Genomic DNA, 25,741 nt, shown 5'->3' with positions numbered 1-25,741 from the left:
TTGCCGGGGGCGGCGGCCCCTGGGGCGCCCCCCCCCCCTCTTTTTTTTACAAACCCGGCCCCCCGGCCGGGGCGGCCCCCTGCGGGCCGAAGGCACGTTCGCAAGCCCGTTATTAGCGTGAACAGCCCCTTGAACACTGCCGCGTCTCGCGCGGCAGTGTGAAGAGTGCGGATCAGGGCGAGATCATGCCCAGACGCTTCTTCAACGACTGTGGTTTGCCCTCGAAGAGCGCCGCGTAATAAACGGTGTTCGACAGCACGTTCTTCACGTAGTCGCGCGTTTCGTTGAACGGAATCGTTTCTGCGAAGATCGCGCCTTCGACCGGCTGCGTCAACACCTGGCGCCACTGGCGCGGCCGGCCCGGGCCCGCGTTGTAGCCGGCCGTGGCGAGCACCGGCGAGCTGTCGAAGTTGTTGTAGATGTCCGCCAGATACCAGGTGCCGAGCTGGATGTTGGTATCGATGTCGTGCATCTGCGTGCGCGAGATCGTGCCGAGGCCGAGCTTCTTCGCGACCATCTGCGCGGTGGCCGGCATCAGCTGCATCAGGCCGCCCGCGCCCACCGACGAACGCGCGCTCGTGATGAAGCGCGACTCCTGGCGGATCAGCCCGTACGCCCATTCGGTGTCGAGGCCCGTCGACTGCGCGTAGCGCTCGACGATGTTGCGGTACGGCGACGGGTAGCGCAGCGTGAAATCGTGCTCGGCTTTCGTGCGGTCGGCCGTGTTGACCGTGCGGTCGAGCAGGTCGACGCGCTTGCCGTACTCGGCGGCCGCGAGCAGCTGGCGATCGGTCATCCCGCGCAGCGGCCAGTTCCATTCGCGGTTGCCCTCGAGGCGCAGGTTCAGCGCGTAGAAACGCTGCGCGAGCGCGAAGCCCGGAATCTTGCCCATCGCGTCGATCTCGGCGTCGCTCACCTTCGTGCGCGGCGGGATCGTCGTGCGCTGGCCGAGCTCTTCACCGGCGAGCTGCCCGTAGAAGTTGTACTGCCCGGCGACCTGCTCGAATTCCTGGTTCGCCTGCAGCGTGTCGCCGCTCTGCTTGAGCGCGCGCGCATGCCAGTAGATCCAGGCCGGATCGTCGCGCAGCGACGGCGGCATCTGCTCGATCGACCAGCGCACCATCGGCCAGTTGCCGGCGAGCAGCGCGGCGCGCGTGCGCCATTCGTAGCCCGGGTTCGACAGCGGCGCATTCGCGGATTTCGCATACCAGACCGACGCGAGCGGCGAGCGCTTGATCGCGCCCTGGTAGCCGATCGCGCCCCACGCGATCGCCTGCTCCTGTTTGGTCAGCGAAGGCGCGACCGTCGTGAGCATGCCGGCGGCCGCGTCCGGATCGTTGCGCGCCATGCGGCCGAGCGCGATCAGCGCAAGCTGGTGCGACGTCGCGTCGGGGCCGACGCCGCGCGCGAGGTACAGCGGCGGCGCGCTCGTCGCCTGGTCGAAGCCGACCGGACGCGCGCCGAGCGCGTCGACGATCTTGCCGCCGAGCGTCGTGTAGTTCTGCTCGTACGCGAGGCGCGCCTGCTGCCATACGTCGTCGCTCGTGAACTGCTGGTTGACCGTGAGCGCGGTGATCAGGTCGACGCATGCGTCGCCGTAATTCTTCGGCTCGACGAGCAGCGCGCGTGCCGCATCGGCGACGTTCTCGCCGCGCGCCGCGCGCGATTCGAGCGCATAACACTTGACCTGCGTGTCGTCGTCGAGCACGAAGCGCTTGTATTGATCGTCGAAGTTGCGCCAGTCGTGGCGCGCGCCGAGCACGAGCAGGTAGTCGTTGCGCAGGCGGTCGGCGATCGCCTGGCCGTCGTAGCGCTGCAGGAACGACTGCACGGGCGCGTCCGGCGCATCCACGCGCGCGCGGCCCGTCGAATCGAACAGCTGCGGCTTGATCTGGAAATACTCGACGTAGGACGGTACCGGATAGTTCGGAATCATCGACGCGAGCTGCGCGGCTTTCGCGGCGTCGTTGCGGCGCGCGGCTTCACGAAGCTGCACGAAGGTCTGGTCGTCCCCGGAGACCGTATCGTCGTTCGGTGCGGCGCACGCGGCCGTGCCCGCGACGAGCGCGGTGGCCGAAAGCGTCAGCGCGACCGCGCGATATACTCGGAAAAGGCTGTTCGACATCGTTTTGAATGGAGCACGAAGTGAGCGAAAGCATAGCACGCAACCCTGTGCCGAACCCGAAGGTTGCGCTACGCAAAACGCTGTCCGGCGCGCGTCGCGACGCCGCGTCGCAACCCGCCGCGAACGCCGCGCTCGACGCGCGGCTGCGCACGCTGCTCGAGCGGCTCGCGCCGCGCACGGTCGGGTTCTACTGGCCGCTGCCGGGCGAATTCGATGCGCGCGATGCGGTGCTCGCCTGGTGCGCGGCCGGTGCCGGCCGGCGCGCCGCGCTGCCCGTGATCGGCGAGCGGCACACGCCGCTCGAGTTCCATGCATGGGACACGCACACGCCGATGCGCGAAGGCCATCACCGGATTCCGGAACCGGCGTCGGGAATCGTCGTCGTGCCCGACCTGTTGCTGATTCCCTGTGTGGGATTCGATCCGCAGCGCTACCGGCTCGGCTACGGCGGCGGCTATTACGACCGCACGCTCGCCGCGTGGCCGGGCAGCCAGCCGCCCGTGACGGTCGGCATCGCCTATGAAGCGTGCCGCGTCGACGCACTGCCGGCCGAAGCGCACGATCTCGCGCTGCGCTGGATCGTGACCGACGGCGCGCTCTACCCGGCCGCCCGATGATGCAGCGGGCGGCGCGGCGTCCGTCGTCGCACGCCCGTCAGCGCATTGCCGCGCGCCACCGCCGGCCCGACCCCGGCCCGACCGTTTACAGCGACGCCGCCGCGCGCGCGGCCGTGTCGTACAGCCCCGATGCGTTGCGCAGCAACTGCGCCGCGTCGCCGATCTGCTCGTTGGTGAGCCCGCTGTCCTTCAGCGTCTCGATCAGGCAGTGCTCGCGCACCTCGCGGTACTTCAGGCACAGGTCGCGGCCTGCGTCGGTCGCGAAGAAGAACACTTCCTTGCCGTTCTTCTCGCTCTTCACATAGCCGCGGGCGATCAGTTTTTTCAGCGCATAGGTCGCGACGTGCGTATCCTCGATATTGAGCACGAAGCAGATGTCGGCGAGCTTCTTCTTGCGTTCACGGTGGCTGACGTGATGCAGCAGCGACACCTCGACCGCCGTCATGTCCTTCGCGCCGGCCGCCGACATGCAGCGCACCATCCACCGGTTGAACGCGTTGCCTGCCATGATGAGCCCGTATTCGAGCTCCGACAGCTCCGCGCTCGAATCGGAAACGAGGTGTTCGGATGACACGATCTTGGTCGCAGGACGCTTCATGTAAAGACGGAGCAAGCCGGATGACAGGGTGTGCCGAGTGTACGCCAGAAGCCCGGACATCCGGGCTAGGCGAAAACGCTTATTGGGAAGTTGTCGATATTTTATTGACAATGTGCGCTAACATTGCCGTCCGAACCGTGCCAGTCCGATGACGCAACCCCGCATTTATCCGCTCGGCGATGCCGCCCTCGTCTGCGAGGTGCCGCCGCCCGCCACGCTCGATTGCCAGCGCCGCGTCTGGGCCGTTGCCGAGGTCGCGCGCGCGTGGCCCGACGTGGTCGACGTCGTGCCCGGCATGAACAACCTGACGATCGTGTTCGACGCGCTCGCCACGACGGCCGAATCGCTCACGCCGGCGCTGCGCGACGCGTGGGAGACGGCCGACGTCGAGCATGCGGACGGTCGCGAGGTCGAAATCCCGGTCGAGTACGGCGGCGCCGCCGGCCCCGACCTGGCGGCCGTCGCCGCCCATACCGGCCTGTCGGCCGACGAGGTCGTCGCGCGCCACGCAGCCGGCGCCTACGTCGTATTCTTCGTCGGCTTCCAGCCGGGCTTCGCGTATCTCGGCGGGCTCGATGCCGCGCTGCACACGCCGCGCCGCGCGGCGCCGCGCCTCGAGGTGCCGGCCGGCTCGGTCGGCATCGGCGGCGCGCAGACAGGCATCTACCCGGCCACGTCTCCCGGCGGCTGGCAACTGATCGGCCGCACGTCGCACGTGCTGTTCGATCCGGCGCGGCCGCAGCCGACGCTGCTGCTGCCCGGCGACCGCGTGCGCTTCACCATTGCGGGAGTCGACGCGCGATGACCCAGAGCAACGCACCGGGCACCATCGAGGTGGTGCGGGCCGGCCCGCTGTCCACCGTGCAGGATCTCGGCCGCCGCGGCACGCGCCATCTCGGCGTCGCGCAGGGCGGCGCGCTCGACAGCCTCGCGCTCGAGGTCGGCAACCGGCTGGTCGGCAACCGTCCCGACGCGGCGGCCGTCGAAATCACGATCGGCCCGGCCGCCTTCCGCTTCACGCGCGCGACCCGCATCGCGATCACCGGCACCGAGTTCGGCGCCACGCTCGACGGCCGGCGCGTATATTCGTGGTGGAGCCTGCCGGTCGAGGCCGGGCAGACGCTCGTGCTGCCGGCCGCGAAACGCGGGATGCGCGGCTACCTGTGCATCGCCGGCGGCATCGACGTGCTGCCGATGCTCGGCTCGCGCAGCACCGATCTCGCGTCGCGCTTCGGCGGCCTCGGCGGCCGCGCGCTGCGCGACGGCGATCGCCTCCCGGTCGGCGTGCTTCCGGCCGGGATGGGCTGCCTCGCGGCCGATGCGCCCGAATTCGGGGTAAAGGCGCCGGCGTGGTGCGCGTTCGCGCGCGTCGACGAGCCGCCGCGCCGCCACCGCCCCGCGCATGCGCCGTGGGCGATGCCCGTGCGCGTGCTGCCGGGCCCCGACTACGCGTCGTTCGCCGCCGATGCGCAGCAGGCGTTCTGGGACGAGGAATGGCTCGTCACGGCGAACAGCAACCGCATGGGCTATCGGCTTGCGGGCGTCGAACTCGTGCGCGAGCGGCCGGCCGAGCTGCTGTCGCATGCGGTGCTGCCCGGCACGATCCAGGTGCCGCCGAACGGCCAGCCGATCGTGCTGATGCACGACGCGCAGACCACCGGCGGCTACCCGAAGATCGGCACGGTGATCCGTGCGGACCTGTGGAAACTCGCGCAGGCGCGGCTCAACCTGCCGGTCCGCTTCGTGCGCACGACACCCGACGCCGCGCGCGCCGCCCTGGCCGCAGAACGTGCCTATCTGCGGCAGATCGACGTGGCGATCGACCTGCGCGAGGAAGCGCGCCGCCGCGCCCAGTCGCGCGCGGCATGACAATGGCGGTAGCAGTACCGAAGGCAGTAGCAGCAAGGACGGGCCACGCAATCAGTGGACGAGGAACACCATGGAAATCGATCTGAATGCCGATCTCGGCGAAGGCTGCGGTTCGGACGAGGCGCTGCTCGACCTCGTCACGTCCGCGAACATCGCATGCGGGTGGCATGCGGGCGGCGCGAACGCGATGCGCGACTGCGTGCGCTGGGCCGTGCAGAAAGGCGTGGCGATCGGCGCGCATCCGAGCTTTCACGATCCGGAGAATTTCGGCCGCAAGGAAATGCAGCTGCCGGCCGGCGACATCTACGCGGGCGTGCTGTACCAGCTCGGCGCGCTGTCGGCGATCGCGCAGGCCGAGGGCGGGCGCATCGCGCACGTGAAACCGCACGGCGCGCTGTACAACCAGGCCGCACGCGACCCGATGATCGCCGATGCTGTGGTGTCCGCGATCCGCGATTTCGATCCGTCGCTCGCGGTCTTCGGGCTCGCGAACAGCGTGTTCGTCGCCGCCGCGCGGCACGCGGGGCTCGCCGCGGTGGAGGAAGTGTTCGCCGATCGCGGCTACCGCGCGGACGGCTCGCTCGTGCCGCGCAACCAGCCCGGCGCGCTGATCGACGACGAAGACACGATGATCGCGCGCACGCTCGACATGGTGCGCAGCCGTCAGGTGCGTGCGATCGGAGGCGAGTGGGTGATGCTCAATGCGCAGACCGTCTGCCTGCACGGCGACGGGCCGCATGCGCTGGTATTCGCGAAACGGATTCGCGCCGCGCTCGAGGCGGTGGGCGTCGACGTCGTCGCGCCCGGCATGCTGCAGGCCGACGAACGCACGTGACCCGGCCGGCTGCCTGATCCGTCGCACAAAAGAAAAAAGCGCCCTCGTGGCGCTTTTCCGTTGGCGCAATCGCTGCGGCTTCGCCGTCTGTCGATTCGCCCCCCGAAACCGTCTTTCGACGGTGACCGGAAAAATCTTCCGGATTAAAAAACGTCCGCCGCGGCCCGATCACTGCATTCCCCGGTCAGACGACGGAACGTTGCTTTATCTGCAAGTCGGCCTGCATGCATGTTTTGTACGACGATGATTGGCCCCGCCGTGCATGCAGACACTCCGCGGCCGGCACGTGCTTCACGTGCCGGCAACGCTAACCCCGCGCTTATTTCTGCTACCCCGTAGAACTTATCTATTCTTTTCATTTTTTCAACTTGTGGGGTGAAGAATAGATATTGGCAGAACGGGATGTCAATCGTTTTAAACGCTATTTTCCGACGATTCAAGGGTTTTCCTTATCGATTGCCGCCCACGCGCACGCGTTTCGCCGCGGGTGCGCGAGGCCAATCAAACAGGGGAAGATCGGTGCGGGCCGTCGGGCGCGATCAGTTCGCGTCGACCCGGTATCCTTGCTGGCGCAACAATTCGAGCACGCCGCGCGGGCCGCCCAGATGCAGCGCGCCGATCGCGACGAACAGCGGCCGGTTCGGTGCGGCGATTGCCGTCATCCGTGCAACGAAGCGGCGGTTGCGCTCGTACACGATCTTGTTGTCGATCGACGCCGACAACACCTTCGAACGCGCGAGCCGTTCGCTCTTCGCGACGGCCCACGCCGAGATCGCATCGGCGTCGCCAATTCGCCACAGTCGGTGCAGCGCCTTGATGTCGTCGGCGTTCTGTGCGGGCGTCTGCACCATGTCCTGCGCGAGCATCTCGCGCTGCTCGGCGAGCGTCAGCCCGGTGAACGCGCGCATCTGTTCGGCGAGCGTCTCGAGCCCGATCACGCGGCCGCCCTTCTTCTTCAGGAACACGTTCTGCAACTGCGCCTCGGTGCCGTACTCGGTCTGCAGGCCGGCCGACAGCGAATCGTAGGTCTCGACGACGAGCGCCGCGAGCCACGGCCGCATCTTGCGGATCTCGGCGAGCGCGGCCGGGTTGCCGCGCAGGCGCGCCGCGAGCCGCTGCCACAGCGGATCCGGCAGCAGGCGCTGCAGGCACGGGTAGCGGCATACGCCGTACTTCGACACGTCGTCCTGGGATTCGAGCAGGTCGTCGGGCGACAGCTCGAGCGCGAGCGTCGGCGACGCGGCGAGCGCCGCGAGGATGCGCGGCCGGAACGGCTGCGCGCTCGGGTAATCGGACGGATCGCCCGTGTGCAGCGTGCCGAGCACGTAGAGCGTGACACGCCCCTTGGTCGCGACGTAGAACGGCATGCGCGCGGGCTGCACGCGCACCGCGCCGCTCGCGACCGTGCCGTTCGACACGGCGGGTGCGTGAAAGCCCGGCAGGCTCATGCCGGGCGGCGGGACTTGCGACGGATGGATCGGTGAGGTGGCCGGCGCGCGCCCTTCGGCGCGCGCGGATTCGACGGGAACCACGAGGCTGGCCGCCACGCACGCGCCGGCCAGCGCGGCGCCCGTGACGGTACGCACGCCCCAGCGCCGCGCGTAGCGGTACGCGCGCATCACGCGCGCGCCGCCTGCCCCCGCACGGCGCACGCCGGACGCGCGCGCCGCCAACGCTTCAGGCATTCGCCTCCCCTACCTCCTCGGCCCGATGGCAGGCCACGCGCCGGCCGTCGACCTCGCGCAGCTGCGGCTCCTCCGCACGGCAGCGCTCGACCGCATACGGGCAGCGCTGGTGGAACGCGCAGCCCGACGGCGGATTGAGCGGCGACGGCAGTTCGCCCTGCAGCTTGATCTGCACGCGGCGGTCTTCCTCGAAGATCGCCGGCGTCGCCGACATCAGCGCGCGCGTGTACGGATGGCGCGGCCGCGCGTAGATCGTCGCCTTGTCGCCGAGCTCGGCGACGCTGCCGAAGTACATCACCATCACGTCGTCCGCGACGTGCTCGACCACCGACAGGTTGTGCGAGATGAACACGTAGCTCGTCTTGAACTGCTCCTGCAGATCCATGAACAGGTTCAGGATCTGCGCCTGGATCGACACGTCGAGCGCGGACACCGGCTCGTCGGCGACGACGATGCGCGGATCGAGGATCATCGCGCGCGCGATCGCGACACGCTGGCGCTGGCCGCCCGAGAACATGTGCGGATAGCGCTTCGCGTGTTCGGGCCGCAGGCCGACCGTGCGCATGATCTGCGCGATGCGCTGCGCGCGCTCGGCGGCCGTCAGGTTCGCGTTGATCTCGAGCGGCTCGGAGAGCGTCTGCTCGACGGTCTTGCGCGGGTTCAGCGACGCGAACGGGTTCTGGAACACCATCTGCACGCGGCGGCGCAGGTCGGCGACCGTCTCGCGGTTCGCGCCGGCGACGTCCTTGCCGTCGATCGTCAGATGGCCCGCGGTGGGCGTCTCGATCATCGTGAGCTGGCGCGCGAGCGTGGATTTTCCGCAGCCCGATTCGCCGACGACGGCGAGCGTCTTGCCGCGCTTCAGCGAGAACGACACGCCGTTCAGCGCCTTCACCGTACCCTGCCCGAACATCCCGCGTTTCACCGAATAGTGTTTCGCGAGGCCGTCGGCCACCAGCACGGCTTCCTCGTCGTGCGGCGTGGCACGCGTCTGATTGACTGCATTCATCGTGCACCTCCCGTCAGGTCGAGGTTGGAAACATTGAGCGGCTTGATGCAGCGCGCACGCATCGCATCGTTGGCCGGCACCAGCGTATCGAGCGCCGGCCGCGCCTTGCGGCAATCGTCGACGACGTACTTGCAGCGCGGCGCGAACAGGCACCCGGACGGGCGATCATCGCGGCCCGGCACCATGCCCGGCAATGCGGCAAGGCGACGCGCCCCCTTATTGTGCTCGGGAATCGCGGCGAGCAGCGCTTCGGTGTACGGATGGTGCGGCGCGCGGAAGATGTCGGGCACGCGATTGGTCTCGATGACCTCGCCCGCGTACATCACCGCGACACGCTGCGCGACTTCCGACACCACGGCCAGATCGTGCGAGATCAGCACGAGCGCCATCCCGCGCTCCTTCTGCAGCTTCACGAGCAGGTCCATGATCTGCGCCTGGATCGTCACGTCGAGCGCGGTGGTCGGCTCGTCGGCGATCAGCAGCTTCGGGTTGCACGCGACGGCCATCGCGATCATCACGCGCTGGTTCATCCCGCCCGACATCTGGTGCGGGAACGACGCGATGCGGTTCTTCGCATCGGGAATGCCGACCTGGTCGAGCAGTTCGAGCGCGCGCCGGTGCAGCGCGTCGCCGCGCAGCCCTTCGTGCAGCTTCAGCACTTCCTTGATCTGGTAGCCGACGGTGTAGCTCGGGTTCAGGCTCGTCAGCGCATCCTGGAACACCATCGCGATGTCCTTGCCGACGATCTTGCGGCGCGCTTTCGGCGATGCCTTCAGCAGGTCCACGCCGTTGAACGTGACCTCGTCGGCCGTCACCTTGCCGGGTGCGTCGATCAGGCCCATCAGCGCCATCATCGTCACGCTCTTGCCCGAGCCCGATTCGCCGACGACGCCCACCACCTCGCCCGGCGCGATCGACAGGTTGATCCGGTCGACGGCGGGCAGGCCGTTGAAGTTCACCGCGAGATTGCGGATGGTCAGTAGGTTCTCGCTCATGTCATGCCATCCGCTTCAGTTTGGGATCGAGCGCGTCGCGCAGCCCGTCGCCGAGCAGGTTGATCGCGAGCACCGAAATCAGGATCGACAGGCCGGGCATCGTCACGATCCACCATGCATTGTCGATGTAGTCGCGCGCGGACGCGAGCATCGCGCCCCATTCGGCGGTCGGCGGCTGCACGCCGAGGCCGAGGAAGCCGAGCGCGGCCGCGTCGAGGATCGCCGACGAGAAGCCGAGCGTCGCCTGCACGATCAGCGGCGCCGTGCAGTTGGGCAGCACCTGCGAGAACATCAGGCGCAGCGTGCCGGCACCGGCCACGCGCGACGCCGTCACGTACTCCTTCTGCAGTTCGCCGAGCGCCGACGCACGCGTGAGACGCACATAGGCCGGCAGCGCGACGATCGCGATCGCGAACATCGTGTTGGTGAGGCCCGGGCCGATGATCGCGACGACCGCGACCGCGAGCAGCAGCGACGGCAGCGCGAGCAGCACGTCCATGATGCGCATCACGGGCGTGTCGGCCCACTTCTGGAAGAACGCGGCGACGAGCCCGAGCACGATGCCGGGGATCAGCGCGAGCACGACCGACACGAAGCCGATCCAGAACGACATCCGTGCGCCGAACATCAGGCGCGACAGGATGTCGCGGCCCGCTTCGTCGGTGCCGAGGATGAATTGCCAGTTGCCGCCCGCGAGCCATGCGGGCGGAATCTTCACGTAGTCGCGGTATTGCTCGACCGGGCTGTGCGGCGCGAGCACCGGTGCGAGCAGCGCGACCAGGATCAGCACGATCACGACGATCCCGGCGCCGACGGCGCCGCGGTTGCGCGAGAAGTTGGCCCAGAACTCGCGCAGCGCGAGCGCACGGCCGCCGGCCGGCGCGGATTCGCTCGGCAAGGTGTTTTGCAGATTGCTCATGGAATTACCTCGTGTGGCGGATGCGCGGATTCAGCACGCCGTACAGCAGGTCGACGACCAGGTTCACGACGATCACGAGCGTCGCGATCAGCAGGATGCCGCCCTGGACGACCGGATAGTCGCGACGGCCGATCGCATCGATCAGCCACTTGCCGACACCGGGCCACGAAAAGAGCGTCTCGGTCAGCACGGCGCCCGCGAGCAGCGTGCCGATCTGCAGGCCGATCACGGTGACGACCGGGATCAGCGCATTGCGCAGCGCATGCACGACGACCACGCGCGCGGGCGACAGCCCCTTCGCGCGTGCGGTGCGGATGTAGTCCTCGCGCAGCACTTCGAGCATCGACGAGCGCGTCATCCGTGCGATCACCGCGAGCGGGATCGTGCCGAGCACGATCGCGGGCAGGATCAGGTGGCTGACCGCCGACTTGAACGAGCCTTCGTCCGGCGCGAGCAGCGCGTCGATCAGCATGAAGCCCGTCGGATGGGGGAAGTCGTATTCGACGGCGATGCGCCCCGACACGGGCGTCCAGCCGAGGTATGACGAAAACACCATGATGAGGATCAGCCCCCACCAGAAGATCGGCATCGAGTAGCCGGTGAGCGCGGTGCCCATCACGCCGTGATCGACGACCGAGCCGCGCCGCAGCGCGGCGATCACGCCGGCCGGCAGGCCGACCGCGAGCGCGAACACGAGCGCGCACAGCGACAGTTCGACGGTCGCCGGGAAGCGCGCGAAGAACTCGCCCGCGACGCTCGTGTTGGTGATGATCGACGTGCCGAGGTCGCCATGCAGCGCCCGGCCGATGTAGTGGAGGTACTGCATGGGCAGCGGCTGGTCGAGCCCGAGGCGTTTCATCGCCTCCGCATGCATCGCGGGATCGACGCCGCGCTCGCCCATCATCACTTCGATGGGGTCGCCCGGTATCAGGTGAATCAGCGCAAACGCCAGGATGGTGATGCCGATGAAGGTCGGGATCACCATCCCCACGCGGCGCAACACGAATGTGAACATGATGCGTCTCGTATTTTCTTGTGGGAAATGTGCGACCGGCGACGGGAAGCTTTTGGCCTCCCGCCGCCGGATGAATTAGCCGGTCTTCGCGACAGCTTACGACAGGCGTATTACTTCACGCCAACACCGTCGAAACGGGCGTAGCCGAGCGGCTCGATACGCATGTCGACCACGTTCTTGCGCACCGGCTGGTAGACCGTCGAGTTCGCGATCGGCGAGAACGGCAGCTGTTGCGCGAAGATCTGCTGGGCCTGCGTGTAGAGCTTCGTCCGCGCGTCCTGGCCCGTCGTCGTGCGGCCCTTCTGGACCAGCTCGTCGAACGGCTTGTAGCACCAGTGCGAGAAGTTGTTGCCCTTGATCGCTTCGCAGCCGAGCAGCGTGCCGAGCCAGTTGTCCGGGTCGCCGTTGTCGCCCGTCCAGCCGATCAGCATCGTGTCCTGCTCGCCCGAGTGCGCGCGCTTGATGTATTCGCCCCACTCGTACGTGACGATCTTCGCCTTCACGCCGATCTTCGCCCAGTCGGCCTGGATCATCTCCGCCATCAGGCGGGCGTTCGGGTTGTACGCGCGCTGCACGGGCATCGCCCACAGCGTGATCTCGAAGCCGTTCGCATAACCGGCCTTCGCCAGCAGCGCCTTCGCCTTCGCGGTGTCGTACGCGGCCATCTTCAGGTTCTTGTCGTACGACCATTGGGTCGGCGGCATCGGCGCGGAAGCCGCTTGACCGGCGCCCTGGTAGACGGATTCGAGGATCGCCTTCTTGTTGATCGCCATGTCGAGCGCCTGACGCACCTCGAGCTTGTCGACCGGCTTGTGCTCGACGTTGTACGCGAGGTAGCCGAGGTTGAAGCCTGCCTGCGACGGCATGTCGACACCCGAATCGGCCTTCAGCGTCGCGATGTCGGCCGGACGCGGATAGCTCATCACCTGGCATTCGTTGCGCTTGATCTTCTGCACGCGCACGCCCGGGTCGGGCGTGATCGAGAAGATCAGCTTCGAGATCTTCACTTCGCCCTTCTTCCAGTAATCAGGATTGCCGTCGAACCGGATCGTCGCATCCTTCGTGTAGCTGCGGAAGATGAACGGGCCCGTGCCGACCGGCTTCTGGTTGATGTCGGCGGCCTTGCCGGCCTTCATCAGCTGGTCGCCGTATTCGGCCGACAGGATCGACGCGAATTCCATCGCCATGTTCTGGATGAACGGCGCATTCGGCTCGGCCAGCGTGAACTTCACGGTGTACGGATCGACCTTCTCGACCTTCGTGATCAGCTTGTCGAGGCCCATGTCGGTGAAGTACGGGAACGACACCGGGTACGCCTTGCGGAACGCCTGGTTCGGGTCGAGCATGCGCTGGAACGTGAACAGCACGTCGTCCGCGTTGAATTCGCGCGTCGGCTTGAAGAAGTCGGTCGTGTGGAACTTCACGCCGTGGCGCAGGTGGAACGTGTACACCTTGCCGTCGGGCGATACGTCCCATTTCTCGGCGAGGCCCGGCTCGACCTTCGTGCCGCCGCGCTCGAATTCGACGAGGCGGTTGTAGACGGTGAACGTGGCGGCGGTGAAATCGACGCCGGTCGTAAATTGCGCGGAATCGAAACCCGCCGGGCTGCCTTCTGAGCAGTAGACGAGCGTTTTGTTCGGAATCTGTGCGAATGCAGAACCCGCGACGCCGAGCGATGCCGCTGCCACGCCTGCAATGGCGGTAACACGCAGGGTGTGCAACAGACGGTTGTATTCCATGTTTCCTCCAGGTCTCCAGGTCGGAACCGGCCCGCCAGGGGCCGGCGTACGCGGATATTACTTGAGCTAACGATGTGGCAACAAGCTGGAGAAAAAACTCTTCTACATGACCGCGCGGGTTTGTGCCGATGTTTAGTGTGGGTAAAAAATGCGAAAACGCGCGCGAGCGACAATTTCGTTCATCTCGCGCAAGTTTCGTTCGGCAACTAAACAATTCGGGCGCGAACACGAAGGCTCGATACGCCGTTTCCGCGTGTTCCGCAGCACATCATTGCGTTTTGCGAAACGATCCGATGACCGTCTTCAAATCGTCATGTCGTCATGCGGGTGCGTCGAGATCGGCGCTGCGCGCGGGCACGAACGCGACCGCGACGATCGACAGCGCGATCCCCGCCATCACGTAGTAAGTCGGCGCGAGCGGCGTGCCCGTGACCTTGATCAGCCACGTGACGATGAACTGCCCGAAACCGCCGAACAGCATCACCGCGACGTTGTACGCGATCGACAGCCCGGTCGAGCGCACGTTGGCCGGGAACAGCTCGGCGATCATCGCGCCGAACGGCCCGTAGTAGCCCGCGAGCGTGATCGACAGCACGACCTGCACCGCGATCAGCCGCGCGATGCTCGGCGCCGCGTCGAGCCACGCGAACAGCGGATACATCAGCGCGAGCGTCAGCACCAGCGACCACAGCGACAACCCCTTGCGGCCGATGCGGTCCGACCACGCGCCCGCGACCGGCGACAGCACCATCAGCAGCAGGTTGCCGGCGATCACCGCGTAGAACGATTCCGCGTAGGGCAGCTTCAGCTGCTTCACCGCGAAGGTCGGCAGATAGCTGATCAGCACGTAGATCGTCACCGTCAGCGCGATCACCGAGCCGAGCCCGCACAGCACCTCGCGCGGGTGGCGCGTGAACACTTCGCCGAGCGTCGCGCGGCGCGCGTTCTGCTGCGCATGCAGGAACGCTTCGGAATCGGCGAGATGGCGGCGGATGTAGAAGCCGATCGGGCCGATCACGAGCCCGAGGATGAACGGCACGCGCCAGCCCCAGCTGCGCAGTGCATCGTGCGACAGCCCGCGCGTGACGGCCGCGCCGACGAGCGCGCCGATCAGCAGCGCGGCCGCCTGGCTCGCCATCTGCCAGCTGCCGTAGAAGCCGCGTTTCGAGAACGGCGCGGCCTCGATCAGCAGCGCCGTCGCGCTGCCGAATTCGCCGCCCGCGGAGAAGCCCTGCAGCAGGCGGCCCAGCACGATCAGGATCGGCCCGCCGATGCCGATCGCCGCATAGGGCGGCGCGACCGCGAGCAGGAAGATACCGCCCGTCATCAACAGGATCACGAGGGACAGCGCGGCCTTGCGGCCGGCGCGATCCGCGTACAGCCCGAACACGATGCCGCCGATCGGGCGCATGAAGAACGCGACGCCGAACGTCGCGGTCGTCAGCAGCAGCGACGAATATTCGCTGGAGGTCGGGAAGAACAGCTCGGCGATCACGACCGTCATGAAGCCGAACACCGTGAAGTCGTACCACTCGAGCGCGTTGCCGATCACGGCGGCGAACACCGCGCGGCGGTTCAGCGCACGCTCGGGCCGGATCGTTTTCGTTGAATTCGCAATCGTCGCCATGCGTGCCTCGTCCTCGTCAGTACGCCGTGTCGGGCGGCGCGGCGCGCGGGGTGCCCGCGGCGCGCTGGTTTGCAGCGAGTGTAGAAAGCGACGGAACCGTTTTCAAGCAATAAAAAACGCCCGCCATCGTTCGACGGCGGGCGTTTTGCGGTTTTCGCCACAATGCGGCATCGCACGATGCCGCACGGGCCTCAACCCATCTTCGAGAAGGCGCTGCACCAGCCCTTCGCCGACACCTGCTTGCCGGGGAAGGCGCCGCACGGGCCCGAGGCCGAGCCCTTCTTGCCCTGGTACAGCATGCAGGCCGCGCAATCCTGGCCCGCTGCGTATTTCGGGTACTTCGTCTTGTCGACCTTCGTGGCATCGGCCTTGTAGCCGAGCGCCACGGCGGTCGGATCGGTTTCCGACAGCATCGGCGCATCGGCCAGCGCTTCGCGCGACAGCGCCAGCGCGGACACGGCACCAATGCTCGTAATCAGGAAACTCCGACGGGATGTTTTCATGGGGGACTCGCTCCAACGTTATCGGTTTGAAAGCTGTTCTGGCGACAGCCGTTCGACAGAATAACGCTCAAGCGAATAAATGTGCGCGCCGAAATTCCAGAGATAAGGAATTTCACAAGGCTGCCATGTGCCCGCAACCTGGCCGACACGCACACGCGACATGCCCGCTACACGCCCGCCACATCAGCGGTAAGCCGCCATGTCGCCCACGCGCTGCGCGAGCGCGAGCGACGCGGTGAGCCCCGGCGACTCGATGCCGAACAGGTTCACGAGCCCGCGCACGCCATGCTGCGCGGCGCCCTGCACGATGAAATCGGCCGGCGGCTCGCCCGGCCCCGCGAGCTTCGGCCGGATGCCCGCGTACGCCGGCTGCAGCGCATCGTCGGGCAAGCCCGGCCAGAACGCGCGGATCGACGCGTAAAACGCGGTCGCACGCGCCGGATCGACTTCGTAGCGCAGCGAATCGCACCACTCGACATCCGGGCCGAAGCGCGCCTGCCCGCCGAGATCGAGCGTCAGGTGCACGCCGAGCCCCGCGCGATCGGGCATCGGGTAGATCAGGTGCGAGAACGGCGCGCGGCCCGACAGGCTGAAGTAATTGCCGCGTGCGAGATAGAGCGGCGGCACCCAGCGCGGGTCGAGGCCGCGCGTGCGGCGCGCCAGCGCCTGCGCGCCGAGGCCCGCGCTGTTGATCACGCACGCGGCCTCGATCTCGGCGGGCGCGTCGCCGCCCGTGCGCACGACGAAGCGCCCGCCGCGCAGCACGTCGATCGATTCGACCGGGGATTTCAGCGCGCACACGGCGCCGTCGCGCTCGGCGTCGCCGAGCAGCGCGAGCATCAGCTGGTGGCTGTCGACGATGCCGGTGGACGGCGAGAACAGCGCCTCGACGCATTCGAGCGCGGGCTCGAGCGTCTGCGCCTCGGCACGCGTGAGCGGCATCAGGTCGAGCACGCCGTTTTCGGCCGCGCGCGCGGCGATCGCCTTCAACTGCTTCACCTGCGCGGCGCTCGTGGCGACGAGCAGCTTGCCGGTGCGCCGGTGCGGCACGTGATGCGTCTCGCAGAATTCGTACAGCAGGTCGCGCCCGTGCACGCACGACGTCGCCTTCAGCGACCCGCGCGGATAGTAGAGCCCCGCATGGATCACTTCGCTGTTGCGCGAGCTCGTACCCGTGCCGATCGCATCGGCGGCCTCGAGCACGAGCGTTTCACGCCCGCGCGCGGCCAGTTCGCGCGCAATCGCAAGACCGACGACGCCCGCGCCGATCACGACACAATCCATCTGCTCCATGACGTTTCGCGCCGTTAGCGCGTCGAGGGGAGAGAAGAGAATTGTACGTCCCGGTTCTCCCGCTTGCCGAAGGTCGCGCGCCGCGTCGCGACGACACGGCGCGCGCGTGCCGCCGCCGGGCACGCGCCGCCGGTTCAGAAGCCGATCGGCCGGCGCTTCGCGGCGCCCTCGTCGGCCCGGATGTCGCGCGGCCCGATCGCGTCGCGCCCGTCGAGCCGGGCGGCGCCGAATGCGTGCAGCAGCGCGCGGCGCATCGTGCGCGGCGGTGTCGCGGCCAGCACGTCGAGCGCGTCGTCGCCCAGGGTATCCGGGAAGCGCCGCCCCCACGCATGCGACGTGCGGATCTCGTCGTAGATCGTCTGCGCGATCCGGCGCGCGCCGGCCGCATCGGGCGGCTCGATCTCGTACACGTTCATCCGGTTGAGCAGCGGCTCCGGGATCGCTTGCGCATCGTTCGCGGTCGCGATCCAGATCACGTTGCCCGCATCGATCGGCACTTCCGCGAATTCGTCGATGAACGCGCGCGCGGTGTCGTGCTCGAGCAACGCGTACAGCGCGCCGAGCGGATCGTATTGCGCATCGCTGCCGGCCTTGTCGATCTCGTCGACCGCGATCACCGGGTTCGCGTAGCTGCCGTTCACGAGCGCATCGAACACCTTGCCGGGCTTCGCGTTCTTCCATTGCGACGACGCCCCCGACAGGATCCAGCCGGCCGTCAGCGAACTCATCGGCACGTAGTGGTACGCGGTGCCGAGCAGCTGCGCGAGCGCCTTCGCGAAATGCGTCTTGCCGATGCCCGGGGGCCCGAGCAGCAGGATCGGCATCAGTTCGAGCCGGTCGTCCGTTTCGAGGCACAGCGCGATCTGCTTGCGCACGTCGTCGAGCGGCTCGGCGAAATTGGGCAATGCCTCGCCGAGCGCGTCGAACGACGGCATCCGGTTCGGCTTCACGCAAAAGCGCAGATTGCCCGTCTTGAGCATCTTCTCGTAGGTGGCGCGCAGTGCGTCGCTCGCGCTCTCGTTCAGGTCGCTCAGCGCCGTCTCGACCTGCTCGAGGTCGTACACCGTGCTGAAGGACGCCACCGCCAGTTCCTGTTTCACCATCGCCGTCGTCATACCAACCTCGCTGCCGCTTGCTGTCACACGATCATCAGACCCTTACGATTTCAGTGTAGCGATCCCGCATCCCCGCGCAAGCAAGCAGCCACGCGCGTGTGCTGCTAACACCCGCGCGCGCTGCACGCCGGCGCACCGCGGCGTATGATCGTCGGTTCACCCACCCGCCGCACCGGCCCGGCCGACGGCGCCCGCGCGGCGCGTCGGATCTCGCCCCGAAGGTATGCCGATGTCCGTCCCCACTGCTTTCCCGCGCGTCGATGCCGATGCGACCGGCGCCGTCGACGCGGCGCTCACGTCGCGCCGTGCGATCCGCGCGTTCCTGCCGACGCCCGTGCCGCGCGACACGCTCGAGGCGATCCTCGAAGCCGCGAGCCGCGCGCCGTCGGGCACCAACATCCAGCCGTGGCGCGTGTACGTCGCGACGGGCGCCACGCGCGACGCGCTCGCCGCCGCGCTCACCGCGGCCCACGACGATCCCGCGCGCGACGAGAAATACGTCGCCGAGTACGACTACTACCCGCGCGAGTGGGTGTCGCCGTATATCGACCGGCGCCGCAAGGTCGGCTGGGACCTGTACGGCCTGTTGAACATCGGCCGCGACGAGAAGGCGCGCATGCATGCGCAGCACGCGCGCAACTTCCGCTTCTTCGATGCGCCGGTCGCGCTGTTCTTTACACTCGACCGCGTGATGACCCACGGTGCATGGCTCGACTGCGGGATGTTCCTGCAAGGCGTGATGACGGCCGCACGCGCACGCGGGCTCGATACCTGCCCGCAGGCCGCGTTCGTGCCGTTTCACCGGATCATCACCGAACACCTCGGCATTCCCGCCAACGAACAGTTGGTCTGCGGCATGTCGCTCGGCCATGCGGACCCGGACGCGATCGAGAACCGCCTCGTCACCGAGCGCGCGAGCGTCGCGGAGTTCGCGCGTTTTTTCGGTTGAAAACGCATGACGCGGCCCTACCTTTCGAACAGGACCGCATCGTGCGGCGAACCTGTCGCGACGCGTCCTGTCACATCACGACCGAAATCGATCGGGCGTAAGATGTGCGTCCGTTCCCCGCTATCGCGCGTTCCCGGAGACGTTTCATGCTGAAACACGGCCTGGCCGTCCTGCTCGCGAGCATCGTGCTCGCCGCCCATGCGCAGAGCCCCGCGCCGGCCTCCGTCGCGTGGGAGATCCAGGTGGTACGCGACGGTCAGACCATCGACACGTTCCAGCAGCGCACCACCGTGGGTCAGACCCGCACCGACACCCATCGCTATCCGTCCGCCGTGCCGGTCGGCTGCGGCAATGCCGCGCGCGTCGTGCCGACCGAGCGCTCGCGCTCGGTGACGGTCGCGCCGCTCACCGTCGATGCCGGCGCGAACACCGTGTCGCTCGCGCTCGACGTGCAGGAAACGCTCGACGACGAAAACGCGACGCGCAGCGATCCGTGCGTACCCGCGTCGCCGCGGCAAATCGTCGCGAGCCACCCCGGCCTGACGGTCGGCGCCGACGCGTGGACCGACTGGACGCTCGTCGAACAGCGTCCGCACCTCGTGTACCGCGTGCGCGCGCACGTCGCGAAGGATTGAGCGTCATGTCCGCCGACGCTCTCTCCCTGCCGTTCGCCGAACCGCACGCCGCGCCCGACGAAATCACCGCGGTGAGCTGGAACCTGCACAAGGGCCGCTCGCCGCTCGGCTTCACCGCGTGGAACGCGATGCGCAACTGGATGCAGTCGACGCACGCCGACGTGTATTTCCTGCAGGAAGCGATGGCGCGCCGCATGCCGCGCCCGATGCTCGCCCCCGGCTTCGGTGCGCCGATGGACGACGCGGTCGACGACGTGTGGCACTGCCAGGCCACCGAGATCGCGCAGGCGCTCGACTGGCAGATCGCGCTCGGGCCGAACGTGTTCAAGCCGTCGTGGCGGCACGGCAACGCGATCCTGTCGCCGCATCCGCTCGACCTCGGCGGCCGCTGGGACATCTCCGCGCACCGCTTCGAGCGGCGCGGGCTGCTGGTCGCACGGGCGACGCTCGCGGGCGCGCGACCGGTCACGCTGCTGTGCGCGCACCTCGCGCTCACGCGCGCCGCGCGGCTGCGCCAGATGCACTGGATCGCGCACTGGATCGTGCGCAACGCGGGCGACGGCCCGCTGATGCTGGCCGGCGACTTCAACGACTGGCGCAACGATTCGGTCGCGCTGTTCGGCGAGATCGGGTTGTCCGAGGTCGCGACGCTGCTCGGCGAATCGGGCCGCACGTTCCCCGCGTTCTCGCCGGCGCTCGCGCTCGACAAGATGTTCGTGCGCGGACTGACGCCGCTCGAATGGCGCGCGCCGTCCGGCGAGGCCGCGTGGCTGTCGGACCACCTGCCGTACATCGCGCGCCTGCGCCTCGATCCGCAATAACGGCTAAACGGCTGCAAAACGCTCGCAACAACGACCGCGACCGCGAGTCGATCACGCCTCCGGTCGCCCCCGGCCAAAGCGCGGCCGCGCGCAGCGCGCTACATTAACGGCTTGCCCGTTCCTCCCGCGCCCGCCGCCGGGCCGCGCCGCCATGAACTACCTGCCGATCCTGCTGCAAATCGCCGCCGTCTATCTCGTCGCCGCGATCACCCCCGGCCCGAATTTCTTCATGATTTCGCAACTGTCGCTCGCGGGGCGGCGCAGCCTCGGCGCCGCGTCGGCGCTCGGCGTCGGCACCGCGTCGGTCGCCTGGGCCTCGCTCGCGATGCTCGGCCTCGCGGCCGTGCTGCACCAGGTCGAATGGCTGTACGAGGCGATCCGGATCGGCGGTGCCGTGTACCTCGTGTATTTCGGCTTCAAGCTGCTGCGCTCGGGCGTGCGCCGCGACGCGGCACCGGCCGCCGCGCCCGACGAACGCGCGCCGCTGGCCGCGCCGCACGCGCGCGACTACCTGCGCGCGTATCGCAGCGGCCTCTTCACGTGCCTGACGAACCCGAAATCGTGCGCGTTCTGGACCAGCGTGTTCGCCGCGATGCTGCCCGCGCACGTGCCGCTGTGGTTCAACGGCGCGGTGCTGGTGACGATCGGCGCGCTGTCGGCCGGCTGGTATTCGTGCGTCGCGTACCTGTTCGCGAGCCCGCGCGCGCAGCGCGGCTACCGGCGCGTGCGGCGCCCGCTCGACGCGCTGTGCGGCGTGGCGCTCGTCGGCCTCGGCGCGAAACTCGCGGCCGAGCGCTGAAAACTGAAAGCAGATTGAAATAATTCGTTGCGCCAAATCCGCGCAGCCGCGGGGGTCAAGCCCGCGATCCGCGCCAACAGGGTAAAATAACGAGTTCCTCAATCGTCTGTCATCGAGAAGGCGCGTGTCCGACGCGCCGGCCGGCCGATCCTCGATCGGGCCGTCGCACTCGGTTTTTTGCCCGTTTTTGGGCCCGTTACTCGCGTTCGCTACGCGCGTCCGTTTTCAAAGCCATGAGCAAATACGACACCGCCACCGTCCAATCCGTCCATCACTGGACCGACACGCTGTTCAGCTTCACCTGCACCCGTGAAGCGAGCCTGCGCTTCAACAACGGCGAATTCACGATGGTCGGCCTCGAAGTCGACGGCAAGCCGCTCGCGCGCGCCTACTCGATCGTCAGCCCGAACTACGAAGAGCATCTCGAATTCTTCAGCATCAAGGTGCAGAACGGCCCGCTGACGTCGCGCCTGCAGCACCTGAAGGTGGGCGACACGGTGCTGATCGGCAAGAAGCCGACGGGCACGCTGGTTGCCGACAACCTGCTGCCGGGCAAGACGCTGTGGATGCTGTCGACGGGCACGGGCCTCGCGCCGTTCATGTCGATCATCCGCGACCCGGACATCTACGAACGCTTCGACAAGGTGATCCTGACGCACACGTGCCGCCTGAAGGGCGAGCTCGCGTACATGGACTACATCAAGCACGACCTGCCGGGCCACGAGTACCTCGGCGACATCATCAAGGAAAAGCTCGTCTACTACCCGACGGTCACGCGCGAAGCGTTCGACAACGAAGGCCGGATCACCGACCTGATCGCGACGGGCAAGCTGTTCACGGATCTCGACGTCCCGCCGTTCTCGCCGGAAAACGACCGCGTGATGCTGTGCGGCAGCACCGCGATGCTGAAGGACACGACCGACCTGCTGAAGCAGGCCGGCCTCGTCGAAGGCAAGAACAGCGCGCCGGGCCACTACGTGATCGAACGCGCATTCGTGGACTGATCGATCCCCAGATTTGCGCGCCATCAAGAACCGGAGCGAAAGCTCCGGTTTTTTTTCGTCCCTACTTGGCGAATTCGTAACAAATTGGGATCATCCCATCTCAAATAGTTACATTTGGATACGTCATCGTCCGGTGCTCGGGTGTCAGTGTTTTTCCTACAACACGTTCATTCCGATTATTCACATTTACCCTTAAATGTCCGCCCGACATGACCTTTTCGGAAATTTTGAGATATTATTCGCCGCGCGTGGTTGCCGTTCGGATGAGAGTGGAAGGGTCGGATGCAAGTGTTACAAGACGTAACTTTTGTTACCTCGGCAGGGGGCGATTCTCTGGCGGCGACCGTCTTCGAAACGGCAGCCGATCCACGCAGCCAGCCGGTGTCTGAACCGCTTTCTGACAGCAGGGAGAGTCATGGATACGTCGCTTAACGCGCCTTTGGGCGCCCACGCCCCGTTCCCGTCGCAACAGCTCGTGCCGGGCTGCGCCGCGACTCCGCCCATTACCGACGCCGCGCCGAAACGCGGCGCCTCCGCCGCGCGGATCGCAGCGCTGTCTGCCCAATTGCTCGCCGCCGACGAAGCCGCTCGCCGCCACCTGGCCGGCGAGTTGCATGACGGGCTCGGCGCCGAACTCACCGCCGCGCGTTTCGCGCTCGCAAACGTTCAAACGTGGCTGCCGGCCGACGCGCCGGACGGTTGCCTGCGCGCGCTGGAGCTGGCGCAGCAGGCGCTCGACGCCGCAACCGACGCGAATCGCCGGCTGATCGACGAGCGCGACACGCCGGCGCTCGACGCGGGCGTGGTCGGCGCGTTGTCGTCGTGGGTCGACACCCATGCGGCACGCACGGGCCTGCGCACCAGCTTCGTATGCGCGGCCGATGCGCGCCTGACGCAGGTCGCCGGCGCCGGCGCACTCGCGGTGTTCCGCGTCGCGCAGGAAGCGTTGTCGAACGTCGCGAAGCACGCCCGCGCGACGTCGGTCGACGTGCGGATCGTCACCGACGGCACGCATCTGTCACTGATTGTCTCCGACGATGGTACCGGTTTCGCCCACGGCCGCCGCAGCGGCTACGGTCTCGCCGGCATGCGCGCCCGCTGCGAGGCGTTCGGCGGCAGCTTCGAGACGGTCACACCGGAAGCCGGCCACGGCACGCGCGTCACCGCGCGCTTCGCCTGGGATTCGCTGCTCGCGGTGCCCGTCACGGCCCGCCGCGCGTCGCTTTCGTGAGGTCGTCATGAGCCTGAACATCCTGCTCGTGGACGATCACGCGATCGTCCGGCAAGGGATCCGCCAGTTGCTGATCGACCGTGGCGTCGCGCGCGACGTCACCGAGGCCGAGAACGGCGGCGACGCCATGGCCGCCGTCGACAAACAGGAATTCGACGCGATCCTGCTCGACATCTCGCTGCCGGACACGAACGGCATCGAAGTGCTCAAGCGCCTCAAGCGCAAGCTGCCGCGCACGCCGGTGCTGATGTTCTCGATGTACCGCGAGGATCAGTACGCGGTACGCGCGCTGAAGGCCGGTGCCGCCGGCTACCTGTCGAAGACGGTCAACGCCGCGCAGATGATCGGCGCGATCCAGCAGGTCGCGGCCGGCCGCAAGTACGTGAGCCCCGCGATGGCCGAGGCGCTCGCCGAATACGTGTCGTTCGAGAACGAGCCGCTGCCGCACGAGAAGCTGTCCGACCGCGAATACCAGACGCTCTGCATGCTCGCGTCGGGCAAGCGGCTCACCGACATCGCGAACACGCTGTCGCTGTCCGTGAAGACGGTGAGCGTGTACCGGTCGCGGCTGCTCGAGAAGATGCGACTGTCGAACAATGCGGAACTCACGTTCTACGTGATGAGCAACCAGCTCGTCGACATGGCGCCCACGGCCGGCGCTTGATTTCCCCGCCCGGCCCGACTCACCTGACCCGACCCGGCGACGCGGCGCATGCCGCGCCGCCGCCGAGTGCCGTCCGCCGCCCCGCCTTTTGGCGCGCAAGCGCTTGTTTTATCGGACTATTTCGCGGCACACCGCTGCGCCGCAGCGAGTCTTGCGCGCCAAATCGGCTAAAATTGCGGGTTTTCACTCAGTCAGCGCTATCGCGCCCGCGCGCGCTGGCGATTCATCCGCAATGTCTCTCTTCCGCAAGAAAAACGTCGATCGCATGATCGCCGGCGCGCAGGCCGCCGGGCTCAAGAAAGCGCTCGGCGCGATCGACCTCACCTTCCTCGGCATCGGCGCGATCATCGGCACCGGCATCTTCGTGCTGACCGGTACCGGCGCCGTGCAGGCCGGCCCCGCGCTGATGCTGTCGTTCGTGATCGCCGCGATCGCATGCGGCCTCGCGGCGCTGTCGTACGCGGAATTCGCGTCGACGATCCCCGTCGCCGGCTCGATCTACACGTACTCGTACGCGACGCTCGGCGAACTCGTCGCGTGGATCATCGGCTGGGACCTGATGCTCGAATACGGCCTCGCGTCGTCGGCCGTGTCGGTCGGCTGGTCGGGCTACCTGCAGTCGCTGCTGCAGGGCTTCGGGCTGACGCTGCCCACCGTGCTGACGGCCGCGCCCGGCGCGGTGCCGGGTGTCGTCACGTGGTTCAACCTGCCCGCGTTCCTCGTGATGATCGTGATCACCACGCTGCTGTCGATCGGGATCCGCGAGTCGACCCGCATCAACAACATCATGGTGTTCATCAAGGTGTCGGTCGTGCTGCTCGTGATCGCGGTCGGCGTGTTCCATGTGACGCCCGCGAACTGGAAGCCGTTCATGCCGCACGGCTGGAACGGCGTGTTCGGCGCCGCGGCCGTGATGTTCTTCGCGTTCATCGGCTTCGACGCGGTGTCGTCGGCGGCCGAGGAAGTGAAGAATCCGAAACGCGATTTGCCGATCGGCATCATCGCGTCGCTCGCGGTGTGCGCGGTGCTGTACGTGACGGTCGCCGCGGTCGCGACCGGCATCGTGCCGTCGGCCCGGTACGCGAACATCTCGCACCCGATCTCGTACGCACTGCAGGTCGCCGGCGAGACGTGGGTGGCGGGCTTCATCGATCTCGGCGCCGTGCTCGGCATGCTGACCGTGATCCTCGTGATGAGCTACGGCCAGACGCGCGTGATCTTCGCGATGTCGCGCGACGGGCTGCTGCCGGCGACGCTGTCGCGCGTGCACCCGCGCTACGCGACGCCGTTCCTGACGACCTGGCTCGTCGGCCTGTTCTTCGGGCTGATCGCCGCGCTCGTGCCGCTCAACGTGCTCGCCGAGCTGATCAACATCGGCACGCTTGCGGCGTTCTCGATGGTGTCGATCGCGGTGCTCGTGCTGCGCCGCACGCACCCCGACCTGCCGCGCGCGTTCCGCTGCCCCGGCGTGCCGGTCGTGCCGATCCTCGCAGTCGCATCGTGCCTGTTCCTGATGCTGAACCTGCAGCCCGTCACGTGGGCCGCGTTCGGCATCTGGCTCGTGATCGGCCTCGTGATCTACTTCCTGTACTCGCGTCACCACTCGAAGCTCGCGCACGGTCGCCACGACGCGCACTGAGCGCCGCCGTGCCGCACGCGGCACGGTGCGCACCCGCGGGGCCGCCATCCGGCCC

At 67.6% G+C, this 25,741-nt stretch carries 25 protein-coding genes; 12 read left to right on the top strand and 13 right to left on the bottom strand.

Annotated elements, in window-relative coordinates:
• Nucleotides 1-172: 172 nt before the first annotated feature.
• Nucleotides 173-2,125: a lytic transglycosylase domain-containing protein gene (locus ABIC51_RS29730; protein WP_027788910.1), complete on the bottom strand. Its 1,953-nt coding sequence runs from the start codon at nucleotides 2,123-2,125 to the stop codon at nucleotides 173-175.
• Between the two features lie 8 nt (nucleotides 2,126-2,133).
• Here ABIC51_RS29730 and ABIC51_RS29725 point away from each other — a divergent pair, with 8 nt between their 5' ends.
• A complete protein-coding gene (locus tag ABIC51_RS29725) occupies nucleotides 2,134-2,742 on the top strand; it encodes a 5-formyltetrahydrofolate cyclo-ligase (RefSeq protein ID WP_175900807.1) in 609 nt (202 codons plus the stop codon).
• An 85-nt stretch (nucleotides 2,743-2,827) separates the two neighbouring features.
• Here the strand turns inward: ABIC51_RS29725 and ABIC51_RS29720 are convergent, their stop codons facing one another.
• Nucleotides 2,828-3,340 carry a winged helix DNA-binding protein gene (locus ABIC51_RS29720; RefSeq protein ID WP_027788908.1) on the bottom strand — a complete coding sequence of 171 codons (513 nt, stop codon included), beginning with the start codon at nucleotides 3,338-3,340 and terminating at the stop codon, nucleotides 2,828-2,830.
• Between the two features lie 148 nt (nucleotides 3,341-3,488).
• Here ABIC51_RS29720 and pxpB point away from each other — a divergent pair, with 148 nt between their 5' ends.
• The 3 genes from pxpB (at nucleotide 3,489) to pxpA (ending at nucleotide 6,044) form a co-directional block, all read left to right on the top strand.
• Nucleotides 3,489-4,145: a 5-oxoprolinase subunit PxpB gene (pxpB, locus tag ABIC51_RS29715; protein ID WP_059700422.1), complete on the top strand. Its 657-nt coding sequence runs from the start codon at nucleotides 3,489-3,491 to the stop codon at nucleotides 4,143-4,145.
• Nucleotides 4,142-5,209, top strand: a complete 1,068-nt coding sequence (locus tag ABIC51_RS29710; protein ID WP_060082922.1) for a 5-oxoprolinase subunit C family protein — start codon at nucleotides 4,142-4,144, stop codon at nucleotides 5,207-5,209. The genes pxpB and ABIC51_RS29710 overlap by 4 nt, the downstream gene beginning before the upstream one ends.
• A gap of 70 nt (nucleotides 5,210-5,279) precedes the next feature.
• Nucleotides 5,280-6,044 carry a 5-oxoprolinase subunit PxpA gene (gene pxpA, locus ABIC51_RS29705; RefSeq protein ID WP_027788905.1) on the top strand — a complete coding sequence of 255 codons (765 nt, stop codon included), beginning with the start codon at nucleotides 5,280-5,282 and terminating at the stop codon, nucleotides 6,042-6,044.
• Nucleotides 6,045-6,187: 143 nt separating this feature from the next.
• Here pxpA and ABIC51_RS29700 read toward each other — a convergent pair whose 3' ends face one another.
• From ABIC51_RS29700 to ABIC51_RS29650, 11 genes are all read right to left on the bottom strand, one after another.
• On the bottom strand, nucleotides 6,188-6,484 hold the full coding sequence (locus ABIC51_RS29700) for a hypothetical protein (RefSeq protein ID WP_124534604.1): 297 nt from the start codon (nucleotides 6,482-6,484) through the stop codon (nucleotides 6,188-6,190).
• Nucleotides 6,485-6,583: 99 nt separating this feature from the next.
• Entirely contained in the window at nucleotides 6,584-7,729 is a 1,146-nt protein-coding gene (locus ABIC51_RS29695; protein ID WP_049096980.1) for a TraB/GumN family protein, read from the bottom strand.
• The gene (locus ABIC51_RS29690; RefSeq protein ID WP_021163770.1) at nucleotides 7,722-8,738 is read right to left on the bottom strand and encodes a peptide ABC transporter ATP-binding protein; all 1,017 of its coding nucleotides are present in this window, start codon (nucleotides 8,736-8,738) and stop codon (nucleotides 7,722-7,724) included. Before ABIC51_RS29690 ends, ABIC51_RS29695 begins: the two co-directional genes overlap by 8 nt.
• A complete protein-coding gene (locus ABIC51_RS29685; RefSeq protein ID WP_021163769.1) occupies nucleotides 8,735-9,733 on the bottom strand; it encodes an ABC transporter ATP-binding protein in 999 nt (332 codons plus the stop codon). The genes ABIC51_RS29690 and ABIC51_RS29685 overlap by 4 nt, the downstream gene beginning before the upstream one ends.
• Nucleotide 9,734: 1 nt before the next feature.
• Nucleotides 9,735-10,652, bottom strand: coding sequence for an ABC transporter permease subunit (locus ABIC51_RS29680; protein ID WP_027788903.1), 918 nt, complete (start codon nucleotides 10,650-10,652; stop codon nucleotides 9,735-9,737).
• Nucleotides 10,653-10,656: 4 nt separating this feature from the next.
• Entirely contained in the window at nucleotides 10,657-11,667 is a 1,011-nt protein-coding gene (locus ABIC51_RS29675) for an ABC transporter permease subunit (protein WP_011353491.1), read from the bottom strand.
• Between the two features lie 110 nt (nucleotides 11,668-11,777).
• Complete coding sequence (locus ABIC51_RS29670; RefSeq protein ID WP_059700427.1) at nucleotides 11,778-13,406, bottom strand: ABC transporter substrate-binding protein; 1,629 nt, start codon at nucleotides 13,404-13,406, stop codon at nucleotides 11,778-11,780.
• Nucleotides 13,407-13,725: 319 nt separating this feature from the next.
• A complete protein-coding gene (locus tag ABIC51_RS29665) occupies nucleotides 13,726-15,033 on the bottom strand; it encodes an MFS transporter (RefSeq protein ID WP_021163766.1) in 1,308 nt (435 codons plus the stop codon).
• Nucleotides 15,034-15,224: 191 nt separating this feature from the next.
• A complete protein-coding gene (locus ABIC51_RS29660) occupies nucleotides 15,225-15,536 on the bottom strand; it encodes a high-potential iron-sulfur protein (RefSeq protein WP_021163765.1) in 312 nt (103 codons plus the stop codon).
• A gap of 183 nt (nucleotides 15,537-15,719) precedes the next feature.
• The gene (locus ABIC51_RS29655) at nucleotides 15,720-16,829 is read right to left on the bottom strand and encodes an NAD(P)/FAD-dependent oxidoreductase (RefSeq protein WP_059700429.1); all 1,110 of its coding nucleotides are present in this window, start codon (nucleotides 16,827-16,829) and stop codon (nucleotides 15,720-15,722) included.
• Nucleotides 16,830-16,963: 134 nt separating this feature from the next.
• On the bottom strand, nucleotides 16,964-17,944 hold the full coding sequence (locus ABIC51_RS29650; RefSeq protein ID WP_027788900.1) for an AAA family ATPase: 981 nt from the start codon (nucleotides 17,942-17,944) through the stop codon (nucleotides 16,964-16,966).
• A gap of 229 nt (nucleotides 17,945-18,173) precedes the next feature.
• Between ABIC51_RS29650 and ABIC51_RS29645 the strand changes: the two genes are divergently transcribed.
• The 8 genes from ABIC51_RS29645 to bcaP all read left to right on the top strand — a co-directional run bounded on the left by ABIC51_RS29645 (nucleotide 18,174) and on the right by bcaP (nucleotide 25,686).
• Nucleotides 18,174-18,893 (top strand): nitroreductase, encoded by a 720-nt coding sequence (locus ABIC51_RS29645; RefSeq protein WP_027788899.1) that lies wholly within the window; start codon nucleotides 18,174-18,176, stop codon nucleotides 18,891-18,893.
• Between the two features lie 146 nt (nucleotides 18,894-19,039).
• Nucleotides 19,040-19,528, top strand: a complete 489-nt coding sequence (locus ABIC51_RS29640) for a hypothetical protein (RefSeq protein WP_027788898.1) — start codon at nucleotides 19,040-19,042, stop codon at nucleotides 19,526-19,528.
• Between the two features lie 5 nt (nucleotides 19,529-19,533).
• Nucleotides 19,534-20,349 (top strand): endonuclease/exonuclease/phosphatase family protein, encoded by an 816-nt coding sequence (locus ABIC51_RS29635; protein ID WP_021163082.1) that lies wholly within the window; start codon nucleotides 19,534-19,536, stop codon nucleotides 20,347-20,349.
• A gap of 151 nt (nucleotides 20,350-20,500) precedes the next feature.
• Entirely contained in the window at nucleotides 20,501-21,148 is a 648-nt protein-coding gene (locus ABIC51_RS29630) for a LysE family translocator (RefSeq protein WP_060174240.1), read from the top strand.
• Nucleotides 21,149-21,381: 233 nt separating this feature from the next.
• Nucleotides 21,382-22,152 (top strand): ferredoxin--NADP reductase, encoded by a 771-nt coding sequence (locus tag ABIC51_RS29625; protein WP_027788896.1) that lies wholly within the window; start codon nucleotides 21,382-21,384, stop codon nucleotides 22,150-22,152.
• 415 nt (nucleotides 22,153-22,567) lie between these two features.
• Nucleotides 22,568-23,383, top strand: coding sequence for a quorum system sensor histidine kinase RqpS (gene rqpS / locus ABIC51_RS29620; protein ID WP_226160999.1), 816 nt, complete (start codon nucleotides 22,568-22,570; stop codon nucleotides 23,381-23,383).
• Nucleotides 23,384-23,390: 7 nt separating this feature from the next.
• Nucleotides 23,391-24,047 (top strand): response regulator transcription factor RqpR, encoded by a 657-nt coding sequence (gene rqpR, locus ABIC51_RS29615; protein ID WP_021157028.1) that lies wholly within the window; start codon nucleotides 23,391-23,393, stop codon nucleotides 24,045-24,047.
• A 232-nt stretch (nucleotides 24,048-24,279) separates the two neighbouring features.
• On the top strand, nucleotides 24,280-25,686 hold the full coding sequence (gene bcaP / locus ABIC51_RS29610) for a branched-chain amino acid transporter BcaP (protein ID WP_027788894.1): 1,407 nt from the start codon (nucleotides 24,280-24,282) through the stop codon (nucleotides 25,684-25,686).
• The last annotated feature ends 55 nt before the right edge of the window (nucleotides 25,687-25,741 follow it).

It is taken from the genome of Burkholderia sp. 572 (assembly GCF_040545135.1).
Classification (GTDB): domain Bacteria; phylum Pseudomonadota; class Gammaproteobacteria; order Burkholderiales; family Burkholderiaceae; genus Burkholderia; species Burkholderia cepacia.
The sequence above is the reverse complement of the archived record's forward strand: the minus strand, read 5'-3'. Positions and strand labels throughout refer to the sequence as shown.